At 60.4% G+C, this 15,743-nt stretch carries 13 protein-coding genes and 4 pseudogenes; 8 read left to right on the plus strand and 9 right to left on the minus strand.

What is annotated here, in order from left to right; translation table 11 throughout:
- Positions 1-234 precede the first annotated feature (234 nt).
- From OKW38_RS05945 to OKW38_RS05955, 3 genes are all read left to right on the plus strand, one after another.
- A complete protein-coding gene (locus OKW38_RS05945) occupies positions 235-1,332 on the plus strand; it encodes a hypothetical protein (protein ID WP_429360467.1) in 1,098 nt (365 codons plus the stop codon).
- Between the two features lie 7 nt (positions 1,333-1,339).
- Complete coding sequence (locus OKW38_RS05950) at positions 1,340-1,696, plus strand: hypothetical protein (RefSeq protein ID WP_429360468.1); 357 nt, start codon at positions 1,340-1,342, stop codon at positions 1,694-1,696.
- Between the two features lie 121 nt (positions 1,697-1,817).
- Positions 1,818-2,969, plus strand: coding sequence for a hypothetical protein (locus tag OKW38_RS05955; protein ID WP_429360470.1), 1,152 nt, complete (start codon positions 1,818-1,820; stop codon positions 2,967-2,969).
- Positions 2,970-3,288: 319 nt separating this feature from the next.
- Here OKW38_RS05955 and OKW38_RS05960 read toward each other — a convergent pair.
- The 4 pseudogenes from OKW38_RS05960 to OKW38_RS05975 form a co-directional block, all read right to left on the minus strand.
- Positions 3,289-3,672, minus strand: a pseudogene (locus OKW38_RS05960) (integrase core domain-containing protein); the annotation flags it as partial.
- Positions 3,673-3,845: 173 nt separating this feature from the next.
- Positions 3,846-4,948 (minus strand): annotated as a pseudogene (locus OKW38_RS05965) (IS3 family transposase); the annotation flags it as partial.
- Positions 4,949-4,995: 47 nt separating this feature from the next.
- Positions 4,996-6,173: pseudogene (locus OKW38_RS05970) on the minus strand (IS3 family transposase); the annotation flags it as partial.
- A 72-nt stretch (positions 6,174-6,245) separates the two neighbouring features.
- Positions 6,246-6,359, minus strand: a pseudogene (locus OKW38_RS05975) (helix-turn-helix domain-containing protein); the annotation flags it as partial.
- A gap of 282 nt (positions 6,360-6,641) precedes the next feature.
- On the opposite strand from OKW38_RS05975, the gene OKW38_RS05980 reads away from it, so the two are divergent.
- Together OKW38_RS05980 and OKW38_RS05985 are read left to right on the plus strand one after the other, a co-directional pair.
- The gene (locus OKW38_RS05980) at positions 6,642-7,070 is read left to right on the plus strand and encodes a glycoside hydrolase family protein (protein ID WP_429360472.1); all 429 of its coding nucleotides are present in this window, start codon (positions 6,642-6,644) and stop codon (positions 7,068-7,070) included.
- The gene (locus tag OKW38_RS05985; RefSeq protein ID WP_429360474.1) at positions 7,057-7,467 is read left to right on the plus strand and encodes a hypothetical protein; all 411 of its coding nucleotides are present in this window, start codon (positions 7,057-7,059) and stop codon (positions 7,465-7,467) included. Before OKW38_RS05980 ends, OKW38_RS05985 begins: the two co-directional genes overlap by 14 nt.
- Positions 7,468-7,566: 99 nt before the next feature.
- Here OKW38_RS05985 and OKW38_RS05990 read toward each other — a convergent pair whose 3' ends face one another.
- Both OKW38_RS05990 and OKW38_RS05995 read right to left on the minus strand, forming a co-directional pair.
- Positions 7,567-8,880, minus strand: a complete 1,314-nt coding sequence (locus OKW38_RS05990; protein WP_429360475.1) for an MFS transporter — start codon at positions 8,878-8,880, stop codon at positions 7,567-7,569.
- 125 nt (positions 8,881-9,005) lie between these two features.
- A complete protein-coding gene (locus tag OKW38_RS05995; protein WP_429360477.1) occupies positions 9,006-9,965 on the minus strand; it encodes an MBL fold metallo-hydrolase in 960 nt (319 codons plus the stop codon).
- A gap of 205 nt (positions 9,966-10,170) precedes the next feature.
- Here OKW38_RS05995 and OKW38_RS06000 point away from each other — a divergent pair, with 205 nt between their 5' ends.
- Together OKW38_RS06000 and OKW38_RS06005 are read left to right on the plus strand one after the other, a co-directional pair.
- Positions 10,171-10,974, plus strand: coding sequence for an IclR family transcriptional regulator (locus OKW38_RS06000; protein WP_429360479.1), 804 nt, complete (start codon positions 10,171-10,173; stop codon positions 10,972-10,974).
- 5 nt (positions 10,975-10,979) lie between these two features.
- Entirely contained in the window at positions 10,980-11,834 is an 855-nt protein-coding gene (locus tag OKW38_RS06005) for an IclR family transcriptional regulator (protein WP_187613054.1), read from the plus strand.
- 10 nt (positions 11,835-11,844) lie between these two features.
- Here the strand turns inward: OKW38_RS06005 and OKW38_RS06010 are convergent, their stop codons facing one another.
- Positions 11,845-12,036 (minus strand): DUF2783 domain-containing protein, encoded by a 192-nt coding sequence (locus OKW38_RS06010; RefSeq protein WP_013094246.1) that lies wholly within the window; start codon positions 12,034-12,036, stop codon positions 11,845-11,847.
- A 5-nt stretch (positions 12,037-12,041) separates the two neighbouring features.
- Positions 12,042-13,727 carry an FAD-dependent oxidoreductase gene (locus OKW38_RS06015; protein ID WP_429360480.1) on the minus strand — a complete coding sequence of 562 codons (1,686 nt, stop codon included), beginning with the start codon at positions 13,725-13,727 and terminating at the stop codon, positions 12,042-12,044.
- 279 nt (positions 13,728-14,006) lie between these two features.
- Between OKW38_RS06015 and OKW38_RS06020 the strand changes: the two genes are divergently transcribed.
- On the plus strand, positions 14,007-15,161 hold the full coding sequence (locus tag OKW38_RS06020; protein ID WP_429360482.1) for a virginiamycin B lyase family protein: 1,155 nt from the start codon (positions 14,007-14,009) through the stop codon (positions 15,159-15,161).
- 73 nt (positions 15,162-15,234) lie between these two features.
- Here OKW38_RS06020 and OKW38_RS06025 read toward each other — a convergent pair whose 3' ends face one another.
- On the minus strand, positions 15,235-15,654 hold the full coding sequence (locus OKW38_RS06025) for a DUF1810 domain-containing protein (RefSeq protein WP_429360484.1): 420 nt from the start codon (positions 15,652-15,654) through the stop codon (positions 15,235-15,237).
- Positions 15,655-15,743: the final 89 nt, after the last annotated feature.

Here is a 15,743-nt window from a genome sequence, read left to right on the forward strand (position 1 = left end):
TGGCGTCGTTGGGGTGTACTTGAGCTGCTTCTTCGTGGCTGGTTGCTACCAGACGTTGGGAATCGCAGGGGTGCTCGGAGCGGTGAGTATTAAGGGCATCTTCGTCAAGGGCACGTTGCTTGCGCTTGCGTTCACGTTGCTGTCGTTGCCCAAAATACGAAGCTCAATGCGGTAGGGTGTCACGCGCGGTCGCCCGTAATCGCCAACATTGGGCGCGATGTTGGCGCGATCTCGATGGATGCCATCGCCAGCACCATTGGCAATCTGGTGGTCGACAACGTCGCGGGTCAGGCAACAAATACGGGCACACTGTATGGCGTGGGTGGAGACATCAACGGTATGGTGCAGGGTGCGTATACGGTTGACGCAGGCAAGCAGTTTGCGTGGCTGGCCAATGGGCAGTTGAACTCCGGCAGCATGTTCGATGCAACGGCAGCGAGCCTGGGCCTGACGACACAGGCGGCACATGGTCTGATACAGGCTGACAATGGCCGATCGATTGTAGGCTCGCCGCTCTCGCCGGAGGTGGAAGGTCACGCTGTGCCGTATCCGCAGATCTCGGTGTCGTCGCTGCCGGAGTCTGGTGTGACACTGGCGCAGACAGAGGGTGGATTCTGGCGCGGACTCAGTGGCGACAGACGTAGCGTGTTCGAAGGTCCCGCACCGCTGTCGGAAAAGATCGGTGCAGGCGTGCGCGCGGTGGGTGAGTTCATCGTTGATCCTCTTATTGAGGTGGGAAACCAGTATCGCGATGTCGCCGCTGCGGCGACGGGTGCAGCTGGCGGCTGGCACAGTGCCTTTGCGCAGCAGGTCTCTGCCGGAAGTTATGGCGGAGCGGCGCTGACGGAGTTCGGTGCGGTTGCTGGAGCGATGCCGCTGGCCGGGGCGACGCTGAAGGGCGTTGCATCGGTTGCTCCAGCACTTGCCGACACGGCTTATTTTGCGGTTGAAAGCTATGCGGCCAAGACCGGCCTGGTCTCCTATATCGTCGAGAATGGCCCCATTGGCACGTCTAGCAACATCTGGCGTACCGGAGACTCGCTGGCGGAAGGCCTGACTCAGAGCCAAGCGAAGAATCTGGATCGATATCTGGATAAGTTGCCGGCCAATGCCCAAGACTTCCGTGTCGGAAATCTGCCCAACGGAGGAGTGGTATTCCAGGCAAATTCACCAGCAGCCAACATTCAAGGCTCTTTCGTTGCGTACGAAAAGCAGGTCGATGCGTTTGGCAATACAGTTCTCTATACGAAGACCACGTATGCACCGGATGGCCGCATTGTCCACGTGGCACCGAAATACCCTGTCGGCCCAAAACTCTTTCCGGGGCAATGATATGAATATGAACCACATGAAGGTGTTGAACAGCGTAGTTGAATTCTCGCGACCAATTGAAGTGCTGGAATCCGAGGTTGCAAAGCTACCGTGGGACTCGGAGAGCGCTCTTGTCGAACTCTCATCTCTTCGTCTTGCATCGGCTCTCGATCGCTTTTTAACGGGGCAGTTAACGTTCGATGCTTTATCGCGTTGGGCTGAGCTTATTGAGGTCAGGGAGGATATAGATTTGCCGAGGGATGCGACTCGTGAGGCTGTGAAGCTTGCGATATCTAGACTTGCGAACGCAAGCTTGGAGACAGAGTCACCTGCGCAATTCGTGAAGGAGATCCGCAAAACTCTCACAGAAACTGAAGGTAGATGAGTGCGGCTTTGGAGTTGGAAACCTCGTTATAGACAGGGTGCAGGCGGTCTCGGTCGGGAAAGGTGCGACGGAAAACGGTGGTGGCAGCGGCAGTCTTGGGCGCAATGTTGGGGCGATCACGATGGATGCCATCGCATCGACGATTGGCAATACGGTCGTCGATCAGGTGCAGGCGGGGTCTGTCGGGAAAACGGACTACACGAAGCAGGCGATAGAGGCGCTGAATGGCGAGATCCTGCCGGGTGGTCTTGGTGGAGTGGGCAGTGGGTTCGTCGCACCGCAGACGTCATACAGCAGTAACGCTGCGCTGTTCGGTGTGTATGGCGGACTCGTCGATAACACCCCTGCGTCCTACAGCGGTGCCGCAACTTTGTTGGGCCCGTCGTCTGGACTGGGTGCCTCGCAAATCGATCAACGGCCCGGCGGCTTGGCCGACCGGAGCGGCAGTTCCGAGAACTTACTGTATGTGTGGGATCGGGCTAAACAGTACGGCGCCGACGGCTGGAATCCGACCAAGCAGTTCGCGCACGACATGGTGGGGGCGACCAGCATGGACGCCGCACGGGCGAACTGGGATGCGGGGAATTACGGCACGGCTGTAACGAAGGGTGCCCAGTCGTTTCTGGAAGCGGGCATGACTGCTTTTACCTTAGCGGCTGCGCCGATCAAGACAGGAATCACGGCGCTCGTCAATGGCGGGCGTGCAGCACTCGCGAGCGAAATGCTCGGCGGCGGAGCGCCGATCTTCAGCTCGGGTGGCTTGCTGGGTTCGCGCATGTGGGCCTCGTCAGTGGGCACCGGAGCGATTAGCGCGGGGATTACTGCGGGCTCTAAGTATTACCAGAAAGGAGCGATCAATCCGGTTGATGTGGGCGTGAGCTTTGGGGTCGGTGCGATAGGTACGCGTTACAACCTAGCCGTAGCCGGCAATATGGTTCTGAATGCGGCAGGTGGAGTTGCCGATACGGCGATCAACAACGTTGTGTATGGGAAAAGTGACAGCTTGGTCAACGCTGGATTTACAAGTGCGGCTCTATCTGGCTTGGGCTATGGCCTCGGGAAGTCCGTCGGGTCATGGTTCGATGCAACACTCAAACCAACTCTCGGCAACTCAAGGAATTGGGCCTCGACGGATGTTTGGTCCGGTGGCGGATGGAATCTGTTTAGCCTCAATACAGGTGGCGTGATTGCCGGGACGATTGGAGGAGGGGTGGGCCAGAGTGCAGTTGGTCCACTTGTTCCACCATTTCCCTACGGGAGCGGCCAAAAATGATCAGGTGGTTGATTGCGTTTTTGGGTGCGTGGGGTATTTGCCTAGCAGGAATGTACGTCATTTGGGTGATCGCTTTGTGCCTGAACTGTCTATTTGCACCAGGATGCTTTAGTCACCTGACGGTCCACGATGTGCTCTCCGCAGTTAATTTTAGAGGCGTGTTTGCAAGGGGTACGCTACTGGCAATTGCATTCACGGGCATTGCGTGGTTTAGGAGGCGTGCATAGCGAAACAACCCCTGGCCTATGTTAGGCCGGGACTCAGTCTCCAGATTCATGTTCCACAAACCGGCGGTTGTCAACGTACTTGTCGCGTCACCTCATGCGCACTGCATTAGTTCTTCCGGTTGCATGCGCTCCGGATTGAGCCAGACTTCATCCTTCAATTTCCAGTTGCGCGTCGATCGGGACCAACGCCGTGGATTGCGCTGCCTGGCCTCCGCATAAACGATCTCACGTTGCGCAAGAACTGCATTCGCCACGCCGTTATGACACTGGGCCGGCGTGACGAATTTCAGGCCGCTGTGTTTGTGCTCATGGTTGTACCAGCGCACGAACTGCTGCGTCCAGGCCCGCGCCTCATCAACGCTGCCGAACGGCTTGCGCGGGTAGTCGGGCCGATACTTGCAGGTCCGGAACAGCGACTCTGCGTACGGGTTGTCGTTACTCACGCGTGGTCGGCTAAACGAGGCCACGACCCCCAGGTGAGGTTGACCCGGTTCGACGGATAGATTTGCAGTTGAGTTTAATGCGGTGTGGCACCTCCCGATAAGATCAAATCGCAGGTTGTCCACGGCCGGGCGGCGGGTCGCCTGTCAAGACCACGACGCTGCCCGGCGGTGGGCAACCCGCGCGACGATAAGCTTTGATTTTGCGCATGCAGGTTTTCGAATTCGAGCGGCGAACAGTAGCCGATGCTGCTGTGGAGGCGGCGTATGTTGTACCAGCTCTCCAGAAACGAGAACAGACGCCGCCTTGCCTGTTCGTGGGTCGCGAAGTGTTCGCGACAGAGCAGTTCGGCTTCGAGCGTGCCGAAGAATGACTCGCACATCGCGTTGTCATAAGCGTCGCCGGTGGTCCCCATCGACGGTTGTACGCCGGCTTCTCGGCAGCGCCGCCCGAAGGCAATGGAGGTGTATTGACAGCCTTGATCGGAATGTAGAATCACACCGTCATGGCGTCGCTGCTGCAACGCCATGTCAAACGCCCGCAACATCAGTTCGGTGTACAGATGGTTGGACATCGCCCAGCCGACGACGCGACGGCTGAATACATCCAGCACAACCGCCAGATAGAGGAATCCTTCACCCGTGGGTACATAGGTCGCGTCTGCGACCCACAGCACGTTTGTCGCCTCGGCACTGAAGTGCCGGCGCACCAGATCAGGCGCACGCCGGGCCCCGCACAGACCCGCCATACGCATGAGGCGCGCCACCCGCTTGCGCCCCACGTGTATGCCTTCGCGCGCGAGTTGCGCATGAATACGCGGTGCCCCATACGTGCCGCGCGAGCTTGCATGGAGCGTGCGGATATGCGCGAGCAGTTGCGCATCGCTACGCGTGCGCATCGCGGGCTCCCGCACCAGCCATGTGTAATAGCCGCTCGTCGAGACGCCGAGCAGCCGTGCCATCATCGCGATGGGCCAGCGGGCCCGGTTCGCTTTCATGAATCCGTACCGCCCTTCGGTGGAATGGATCCCGTCTCCCTCGCGAACCAGGCTGCCGCGTGAGAGAGTATGTCGCGCTCCATCTTCAGTTGCCGGACTTCGCGACGCAACCGTGTGAGCTCCTGGCGTTCGGCTGTGGTCAGACCGTCATGCCGCACACCTGTGTCGCGATCAGCCTGCGCCACCCAGTTGTAGATGGTCTGTGCAGTCGGCTCGAACTCCTTTTCCAGTTCCTCCGGCCTGCGTCCGGCCTTCACCAGCCCGACCATTTGCGCCCGAAATTCCGCCGGGTACGGGGTACGATGCTTGCCCATAATCGGCACCTCCTTCTCCAAAGGATAGATGTCCGTTTTTGCGGGTCAACTTCAAGGTTCTCCAGGGTGGCAAGCATCGTCGCACCTTTCATCGGGCTGCCATTATCCGAGTGCAGCACCAGGGGACGTCCTGCCAGGCCCTCTGCCAGACTGGCACGCCGCATCAGCAACGCGGCCAGTTCTGCCGATTCGGCCTCATGCACTTCGTGACCGACAATCTTGCGGCTGAACACGTCCAGCATCATGTACCAGTAGTAATACTGTCCTTTGACCGCCGCAGGTACCCAGGTGATGTCCCACGACCAGACCTGATTGGGCGCCGTCGCGCAATGACTGGTCACTACCCGGGTCGAGGGCTTGCGCGCACGACCACGATGGTGCTGCTGCGAGGCGCTGCGCAGCACGCGGTAAAAGCTCGATTCCGATGCGACATACACGCCGCGATCGGCCAGCCTCGGCACGATCTGGCTGGGCGGCAGACTGGCAAACTCCGCACTATTGGCTACCTCAAGAATCTGTTGCCGTTCAGCCTCACTCAACTGGTTGCCCGGCGGCGGCCGTTCGGTCGTGGTACGACCATCGGCACGTACCGTGTCACCGTCACCGACCCAGCGCTGAAACGTGCGCAGGCTCACGCCCAACTCGTCGCAAGCCTTCTCCAGCCGGCAGCCTGACTGCGCCGCCTCGCGTATCAACGATATACATAACAGGCGATCCGGGACGTTGATCAATCGTCCTCTTTGTCTCCCCAGATCGCCTGGACTTTTTTTCTCAGAATCAGCAGCGCCGCCGCTTCCGCTAGCGCCTTCTCCTTGCGCTGCAATTCCTTCTCGAGCTGCCGGATGCGCTGCTTGTCGTCTTTCGACTGGTGGCGCTGCTCGCGTGCCTGCTCGGTGGCATTCGCGTTGGCTGCCTGGCAGGCCGCTCGCCACGCCGCGATCTGTTCGGGATAGAGTCCTTTGCGCCGGCAGTACTCGGCCAGCTCCGCTGAGTTGAGCGGGGCGGCTTCCAGCACTACTGCAAACTTGTCTTCCGAAGACCATCCCTCGGGATTCTTCCCATCGCCCGGCACGGCCAGCCCTTGTCCTTTCGCCTGTCGGCGCCACGTGTACAACGTCTGTTCGGTAATCCCCGTTTCTCTGGCCAGCGCTGAGACCAACGCGTTTTCCGGCGGCATCATGCGACGCACCAGCGCTTCTTTTCTTTCTGCTGAGTAGGCTTTCATTCACCCTGATTTTACCGCCCCCGGACCATGTCTATAAGATTCAGATAACACGACAAGTAGTCTGACGCCGGGGGAAGCGACGCGCCCCAGCAGCCCCGCAATAGATCTTATGCTGCCGCCCTTTCGATGTTCGATCATGATCGCCGCGCGTTCTTCCGCACTCAAATGCTTGTAGTTCTTCTTCATCGCAACACCCTACTCATTCAAGGTGTTGCACTTGGAACTAGAGACTAAGCATTACGCACGTACCAAAACGCGTGCAAAACCGCCGCTAACCGACGCCAGCATTGGATTTGCGGCGGTACAGAAAAGAGTGCAACGGGTTGCGCCGAAAATATCGAATCGCATGGAACCCGGGATGAGGCAAGGGTTTGCGGGTGGTGCGATTTGCACCACCAGTGTCCGGAGCGCGGCCACGCGGCGGACTCGCCGAGGTCTGGCACAGCGACGTCAGCAACCCAGGTCCAGTTGCTCGAATTCCGTTTGCGTCCAGGGTGTCGATTCGGTGACCAAGGCATCCGCTCAAAAGCGGAGAGTAAACGGCAAACGCCGACAGTTTACAAGCGCGGCGCTATGTCATTGAAAGTAAACGGCCTTTCTCGCCGCCGCGGACCGGCGGCGACGTTGTGTATAACGACATGGGTAGAAAGACGTCTGAATGCTGACGTGAAGGTTCCGTTGTTTCAGTTCGAATACGATGCCCTTATGAGTATCGCATATAACTGTGGTTCAGGAGACGGCGCCAGCGAAATTATTAGAAAAGTTAATTCTGGCCATTATGATGATATGCATGATTTTATCCTGACGTATCGGGTGGAAACGAATCGGGGCGTCAAGAATCGCCGGATTGCCAAAGCTCGTTTATTTGTCTCAGGAGTTTACGATGCATCTCATTAGGATCATGATAGTTTTTTTTATCTCGGGGGTGTTATTTTCTAGTCTTGCGGTCGCGAAGTCGAACTCGGATTGCCTGCAGCATTTGGGGGGCGGTTACGGTGACGCCGAGTGCTATTCCGAGTTACAGAAAGACCTGACGGTCCAGAGCAAATTCATCTATAACAAGTTGCGTGCGACCATGCGGAACGGCAACGTCCATGCGAAGTTGCTCGACGAGTACATGGAAACGCAAGATGCATCCGTGAGGTACTGCGAATTACCACGTAATGCCGGGGCAAAGTGGAAAACGGAACACGATGGATCGATGTTTTCAGCTTTGCGAGAGGAGTGCATCTACAATCTTCGCAAAGCGCAAAATCAGTTTTTAAAGGATTTGCTTGATATGGCAAATTGGTAGAGCGTGAAATCGCAGCCCCGCTTCGGCGGGCCATTTAAAGGCAGATTACGCGGGCAAGCGGCACCACCACGACTCGGCATAGGCGACATCACCGTCGCGTCACGCCCCCTTAACGCCGACCATCAAAGCGACCCCACTAACCACAAGCAGACTCGCAAGCAGATACACGGCGAGATCCATACTCCCCGTCGTCGTGCGAATCTGACCGATCACCCACGGACTGACGATCCCGCTCGTAATCCCAATACTGCTAATAAACGCGATCCCCGACGCAGCCGCTTTCCCGGACAGATAGCTGGTAGGCACCGCCCAAAAGATCGGTAGCGCCGCGAAAATCAACATGGCAGCGAGCGACAAGATAGCCAGCATCGCAGGAAAGCTGCTCAGATGCAGCGTAAGCGCCGCGAGCGCGAGACCCCCGCCCACCGTGCAGAAAGCAAAATGCTTACGCCGTTCCCCAGTTCGATCCGAGCGGCGCGCAATCAGAATCAGACCCACCGCACCGATCGCATTCGGCACCACGGTATAAAGACTCACCGCCACGACATCCTGAACCCCAAAATCGCGGATCATCAACGGCATCCAGAAATTGAGCGTTAGCGACGCACAGGTCAGCGAAAAATAGATGAACGCGAACAGATAGACGTGCGGATTGAGCAACGCGGCGGCGAAGCTGTGACTGTCATGCCGGTGGTCTTTCGACTGGCCTTGGGCGCAAAGCGCGACGAGTCGCTCTTTTTCGTCCTGCGTGAGCCAGCTTGCCTCGTGCGGCTTGTTGACCAGATAGCGCCACGAGAGCAATCCGAGAATCACAGCGGGTGCGCCTTCGATCGCAAACATCCACTGCCATCCGAACAGGTTCAGCACGCCGCTCATGTCGCGCATGATCCAGCCGGAGAAAAGTCCGCCGAGCACGCCCGCGACCGCCACGCCCGCGAAAAACACCGAGATCACGGCGGCGCGCCGGCTGGCGGGAAACCAATACGTCAGATACAGCACGATGCCCGGGAAAAAGCCCGCCTCGAAAACGCCCAGCATAAAGCGCAGAACGTAAAAGTGCGCGGGCTTCGACACGAACATCATGCACATCGACGCGATGCCCCACAGCAGCATGATCCGCATGAAGGTTTTACGCGCGCCGTATTTGGCCAACAGGATGTTGCTCGGCACCTCGCACAGCACGTAGCCGACGTAGAACACGGCTGCGCCGAGTCCGTACATCGCGTCGCTGAAGCCGAGATCATGCTTCATCTGCAATTGCGCGAAGCCGATGTTGATCCGGTCCAGAAACGACACGACATAGCAAAGAAACAGAAACGGCACGATGCGCCACGCGACCTTCCTGAACATCGAATCGTCGCTCGCGACGGGCGCGGCGTGGCCAATGGCGTTGCCATCGAGGGAATGCTGCATGTCTCGCTCCTGGTGCGGAGCGCGCCTGTGCGAAGACGAGCGCGCCTGAGGCGTCTAGCGCGCCTTCATGGTTTGAACGGAAAAGAGGAAAGACCGAACGGCCTTTCCCCGAATGCACAGTACGATCAGTTTTGCAGCGCGTCCCACATTTCCTTGTCGCGCTGCGCGGTCCAGATGCGCGGATGGCTGATGCCGCTTGCTTCGTCGTAGGCTCGCGACACGTCGAACGGCAGGCAATGCTCGTAGATGAAGACGTTGCCGAACTTCGGGTCCATGGACTTGCGCGTGAGCGCCATCGCGCCCTTCAGATCGAGCTTGTCCCTGAATGCGTCACGGCCCGCCTGCAATAGCGTGGTGACGAAGTCTTTCGTGTAATCGAGGCCCTTGTTCACTTCCGCCGGCGACAGTAGCGCGGGGCCGCGACCCGGCACCAGCTTCTCCGCGTTCAGGGCGCGCAGTGCTTCGAGCGTCGTCGGCCATTGTTCGAGTTGCGCGTCGCCGCAATAGCAGGCCGCGTCGTACTCGACCAGGTCGCCGGAGAACAACACCTTCTGCGACGGCAGCCAGACGACCGTGTCGCCCTTCGTGTGGCCGGAGCCGAGATGCGCGATGCGCACTTCGAGCTTGCCGAGAAAGAGCGTCATTTCCTTTTCGAAAACCAGCGTCGGCCACGTCAGACCGGGCACCGTTTCGACGCCTGCAAAAAGGCGCGGGAAGCGTTCGATCTCCGATTTCATATCGGCTTCGCCGCGCTCGACGATCATTTCGTAGGTGCCGCGGCTGGCGATCACCTGCTGTGCGCCCTCCTTGAAGTACGCCGACGCACCCAGCACGCGCACCGCGTGATAGTGCGACAGCACGACGTATTTGATCGGCTTGTCGGTGACGCTGCGGATCTTCGCGATCAGGTCTTGCGCCATGGCTGGCGTGGCGGTGGTGTCGACGATCAGCACGCCGTCGTCGCCGATGATCACGCCGGAGTTGGGGTCGCCCTCGGCCGTATACGCATACGCGTTTTCCGACAATTGGGTCCACGTGATCTTCTTTTCTTCCAGATCGGCCTGGGATGCGAAAGCCTTCGCCATGTCTGTCTCCGTCTCACGACTCGTTGGGGGATGACTAATAGTCGTCGTCATGTTGTGATTTGTCAATGACAAAATACCTTGTCATTCACTAAGCTAGGGTAAACTCCGTTGGTTGGTCGGCACGGTCCGATCGGATACCATCTAGGCCTTCCACGGGCGACACCGGACGGGCCGAATCTCCTTCGGGTCAAGGGCGGACAACACGATGGCTGATACGACAAGCGAAAAGAAACAGCGGGGGATTCAGAGCGTCGAGGTCGGCGGACGTCTGCTGCAGGCGCTGGCGCGACAGCGCGAACCGCTCGGGCTGACCGAACTGGCCGGCGAGGCGCAACTGTCGTCGGCGCAGGCGCATACCTATCTCGTGAGCCTGACGCGCCTCGGCCTCGTCAAGCGCGATGCCCTGACCGGCAACTACGAGCCGGGGCCGCTGTCGTTGCGGCTTGGCCTCATGCATATCGAACAGCAGCCGGTCTATCGCATCGCGGCTGACCACGCGGCGTCGCTCGCGGAGCGGATCGGTCTTAGCGTGGCGATCTGCGTGGCGGGCGTGCAGGGCCCGACCATTGTCCGATACGAGCGCAGCGGTGCGCCGCTGCATGTCAATCTGCACATCGGCACGGTGATGTCGCTCGAAGCGACATCGACGGGCCGCGTATTCTGCGCGTTCTGCGCGCCCGAGCAGGTCGCGCAAATGGCGCGAAGCCAGGCGCATTCGGCGGACCCGACGCCGGCGCGCGGCCGCGCCGCCAAAGGGCCGACTAGCAAGGAGTGGCGCAAACGTTTCGATGAGATCCGCGCGCGCGGCATCGAGCGAGGAATCGATGCGCCGAGTCCGGGCATCAGCAGTCTGAGCGTGCCGGTGTTCGATGGCGATCAACGGATGCAACTCGCGTTGACGGCGGTCGGCTCGTCGGGCTCGATCGAAGTCGCGTGGGACGGTGTGGTCGCGCGTCAGTTGCTCGAAACTTCCCGACGTATCACCGAAGCGCTGGTCACACCCAGCTGAGAATCATGCAGATCGAAACCCCGGACGCGTCCGACGCGAACACGCCCCAACTCAACGACACGAAAGCTCAGCGCGGAATCAGCGCGCTCGACAACACAGGCGAGCTCCTGCTGGCACTCGTTGCCGCCGGCCGTCCGCTGTCGCTGCGCGATCTGGCCGCGGCCGCCGATATGCCCGCCGCCAAGGCGTTTCCGCATCTGGTGAGTCTGCTCAAGGTCGGCTTGCTGAGCCGCGACGACGCCGGTCTTTTCAGTGCGGGACCGCTCGGCATGGAACTCGGCCTGATCGCGTTGCAGCGCATGTCGCCGATTCGCGATGCCGAACCGGAGGTCGTCACGCTTGCGGCGGAGTCCGGCATGAGCGTCGCGGTGGCGATTCTTGGACCTTTGGGTCCCACGGTAATCCGTTTCGAAGAATCGGCGAGACCACAACACGTGAGCCTGCGCGTGGGCACCGTGATGTCGCTCGTCAACACGGCGATAGGGCGCGTGTTCGCCGCGCATCTTGCGGACGACGTATTGGTCGGGCTGTTGTCGCAGGAATCGATCAGACTCGCGGGCGCGCCGGTTGCGGAAGTGCTCGTGGCGCCGAAAAAGGGCCCGCCGTCGTTGGCTCCGGCCTATCTGGCACGTCGCGCGAAGGTTGTGAGCGACGGCATCGATGACGCACTCGATGCGCCGGTGCCGGGCATCGGCGCGTTGGCCGCGCCCGTGTTCGATCATACGGGCAGCGTCAGTCTGGTGGTCGCGGTGATCGGTCCGTCGGGCGGCTTTGATTTCAGCACGCACGGCACGACCGCACAGAGGCTGCTCGCCACGACACGACGGCTGTCGTGGCGGTTCGGCTGGATCGGGCGCTGAGCCTCGGTCGTCAATCCGCGCGCGCCAGCGCCAGCGCTTCGAGCAGCACGTCGGCATCGCCGATGTGGTTCGCGAGCAGCAGCACGAGCTTTGCGTTCATGAAATGGCTTTGCTCGTCGGTCAGTCCATTGTGCGCGTCGATGAGCTTTTCATAGAACGCATCGGGATCGGCCATATTCGTTTCGATGTTCAGCTTGGTCATGATGGTTATCCGTTGCAGGTTGCGCGATCCACGGCCTTGGCGACCGAGGCGGTGTCGAGCGCGCGCCAGCGCGCGCAGACGTGCTGGTCCGGACGCAGCAGATAAAAGGTGCCGGGCCGCGCATCGAAGCGATGCGTGACAATGCCTTCGACGTCCTCGATCACCGTGACGTGAGGCATCTCCGGCAGCGCGGTCGCGGCCGCGCCACGCGGCACGACGATCAACGAGTGAACCGGCACCGCGAGGCATGCGAGCGCGCGAAGCCGTTCGGCGCATTTCGTCAGGTCGTCTCCCGGGCCGCAGAATTGCACACCCGTGAAGCCGCCGTGTCCGGTCTGATTCAGGAACCAGGCGTGTTCGCCAGCGAGCTTGACCGGCGCGTCGGTGCTGGCCGCGCCGGGCACCATCGCACCGGTGAACGCGTCGGCGTCGGGCGTGTTCAGGGGCGAGTCGCGCAGAACCGCCGGCACCGACAGACGGCCGCTGTTGACGATGCGCCGCGCGAACGGACACTCTTTCGCGAGCTTGAGCGTGGCATCGCGGAACATCCGCGAAACCGCGCTTTTCGGCGTGATGAAGTCGGTGGCGCGCGATGAGTTCAGGATGTTTTCGTCCGCCGCATACTCGCGCTCGGATGCATAGGTATCGAGCAGCGCCGGCGGCGCGTCGCCGTTGACGACGAGCCGCAGCTTCCAGGCGAGATTGTCGGCATCCTGCACGCCGCTATTCGCGCCGCGCGCGCCGAACGGCGACACGCCATGCGCCGAATCGCCCGCGAACAGCACGCGGCCATGCCGGAAACTGTCCATCCGCAAACACGAAAACGTGTAGACGCTGACCCATTCGAGCTCGAACCCGGCATCGTCGCCGAGCAGCGCTTTCACGCGCGGAATCACTTTTTCAGGCTGTTTTTCGGCGACAGGATCGGCGTCCCAGCCGAGCTGGAAATCGATGCGCCAGACGTTGTCGGGCTGCCTGTGCAGCAGTACGGATTGGTTGCGATGGAAGGGCGGATCGAACCAGAACCAGCGTTCGGTCGGAAACGGCGCCTTCATTTTCACATCCGCGATCAGGAAGCGGTCCTTGAAGGTGCGACCATGACTGTCGAGACCGAGCGCCTTGCGCACCGCGCTGCGCGCGCCGTCGGCGGCGACCACGTATTGCGCGCGCATCGGATAAATGCCGTCGGGCGTTTCGACCCGCAACTCGACATGGTCGTCTTGCTGGGTCACACCGATCACATTGCTTTTCCAGCGCATCTGCAGATTCGCGGTTCGCTTCGCCTCGTCTACCAGATAGCCTTCGACGTAGTACTGCTGCAGATTGATGAATGCTGGGCGCGCGTGGCCTGTCTCGGGCAGCAGGTTGAACGTATAGATCAGTTCATCCTGCAGGAACACCTTGCCGACGTTCCAGCTCACGCCTTTGTCGACCATCTGCTTGCCGCAGCCGAGTCGATCGAAAATTTCCAGCGTCCGCTTCGCAAAACAGATTGCGCGCGAACCGCTCGACAGCGTGTCGTCATTGTCGAGCAGTACGGTGCGAACGCCCTGCTGGGCCAGATCGATGGCCGCTGACAACCCGACCGGGCCAGCGCCGATCACCACGACCGGATAGGTGAGCGGTGCACCGGCATCGTGGTCGGCGGCTCGCTCGTAGTCGAACCGCATCGTTTGGTAGTCGATCTGCATGGCGTCTCCGGGTTCTGCGGGGTATCTTTGATTAATCTATAGCAAGCAGTATTGCTCCTTGCTAATATCGGCCATTCTATAAAGCTTTTTGAGCAATCGAATCTGTATTTACCCTGGTGCGGTTCCATTGCACGCAAACCCGGCAACGAATATCCCGGCGAATCGCACTTTCGACAACGTCGAGGAAGCGCATGCCGCCAAGCATTGAAACGTCGGGTTGACCTTGGCAAGTGGCATTCGTGATACGTTAGCTGGCACAAGCAGCGATGGAGACCACCCATGCTGATTCCTCTGCTGTTACTTGTGGGGCTTCTTTGGTGGATGTTCGCGATCCATCCGGGGCATGCGGCGCTCGAGCGACTTCGTGCGATGATGGATTTTGCCCGCTTGGACTTCAAACATTTTCCGAAGCTTGCCCCGCAATCCACTGCCCGGTCTGCGATTGCCCTGGCTCTTTACGCCATCGCTTGCGCGATCAGCACAGACAACCTTGGCCTCGCGCAGGCTCAAGCACAGCCGCCGTCGTTCGAGAGCTTCGCCGTCCCGGCCGGCAGCGCACCGCATGACGTCGCACCGGCGCATGACGGCACCGTGTGGTACACCGCGCAGGCGCGGGGAGCGGTCGGGCGGCTGGACCCGCGCAGCGGCAGAACCGACACGATCGCACTCGGCGCCGGATCGGCGCCACATGGCGTGATCGTCGGCCCCGATCGTGCGGCGTGGGTCACTGACGGCGGCCAGAACGCAATCGTGCGTATCGATCCGAAGACGCTCGCCGTCACGCGTTTTCCGCTACCCAAGGACCGGCCAGATGCCAATCTGAATACCGCCGTGTTCGACAAACAGGGGCATCTGTGGTTTACGGGGCAAAGTGGTATCTACGGCGAACTCGATCCGCAGCGATCGCGCATGCGCGTCTTTGATGCCCCACGCGGCGCCGGGCCCTACGGTATCTGCGTGACCCGCTCCGGGGATCTGTATTTCGCTTCGCTGGCGGGAAATTACGTAGGTCGCATCGACCCGACCACGGGCGCGGCACAGGTCATCGAGCCACCAACGTCGAATCAGGGCGCGCGCCGCGTCTGGGCCGATTCCAGGGGGCGCATCTGGGTCAGCGAGTGGAACGCCGGAAAAGTCGGCGTGTACGATCCTGGCACGCATCATTGGCGCGAATGGCGACTGCCCGGCAACGATCCGCACGCGTATGCAATATTCGTCGACGACCAGGACATCGTCTGGCTCAGCGAATGGAGCGCTAATGCGCTAGTGCGCTTCGATCCGCGTGCCGAGCGGTTCGACGTGTTGCGGCTGCCGCGTGACCACGCGAACGTGCGTCAGATGATGGGTCGTCCGGGCGAGGTCTGGCTGTCCGAATCCGGCACGGATCACCTGCTGCTCTTTCGATCCCGTGCAGCCGATGTGAGCGGGCAGTGACCACGCACTGCACGGGGAGCGGAATTGCGCGGTCCGCTGCGCCCCGCGTGCGCGGGACCGCTACCAAAATGGTCTAGAGCAGCTGGAGGGTCCGCGGATCGGCTTCTCCGCCGAAATACTTGCGCAAAGCTTCGATGAATACGTCGTTGTCGTTCGTGGCGCGCGCGAACAAGGTGACCGACGAGCGAAACTTCAGGTCATCCGGATACCCGAATATTTCCTCGGCGGAGCGGTCGCTGACGAGGTTGACCAGGTGCGTCGTTTCGCGCAGCCGTGGGCCGAGTATCGGGTGGCGCAGATAGGCTTGCGCTTCGTCCAGCGACGAAAGCGCGAATCGCTGAGCCATTGCGCTGGTTCCGAGCCCCTCGATTTGAGGAAACACGAACCACATCCAGTGGCTTCGCTTGCGTCCGTGCCTCAGTTCATCGCATACCTGGTCGTAGACCGGCTCTTGCGCATCGAGGAAGCGCTGAAGATCATAGGGATCGTCCATTTCGTACTCCGCTGCAGGCGTGGAAACCATCGTTAAACCACGATTCTCGCGCGCATGAAGGCACGGGTCTACGATGGATCGTTGATTCG

The sequence above is a fragment of the Paraburkholderia sp. MM5496-R1 genome (assembly GCF_050436205.1).
Taxonomy (GTDB): Bacteria; Pseudomonadota; Gammaproteobacteria; order Burkholderiales; family Burkholderiaceae; genus Paraburkholderia; species Paraburkholderia tuberum.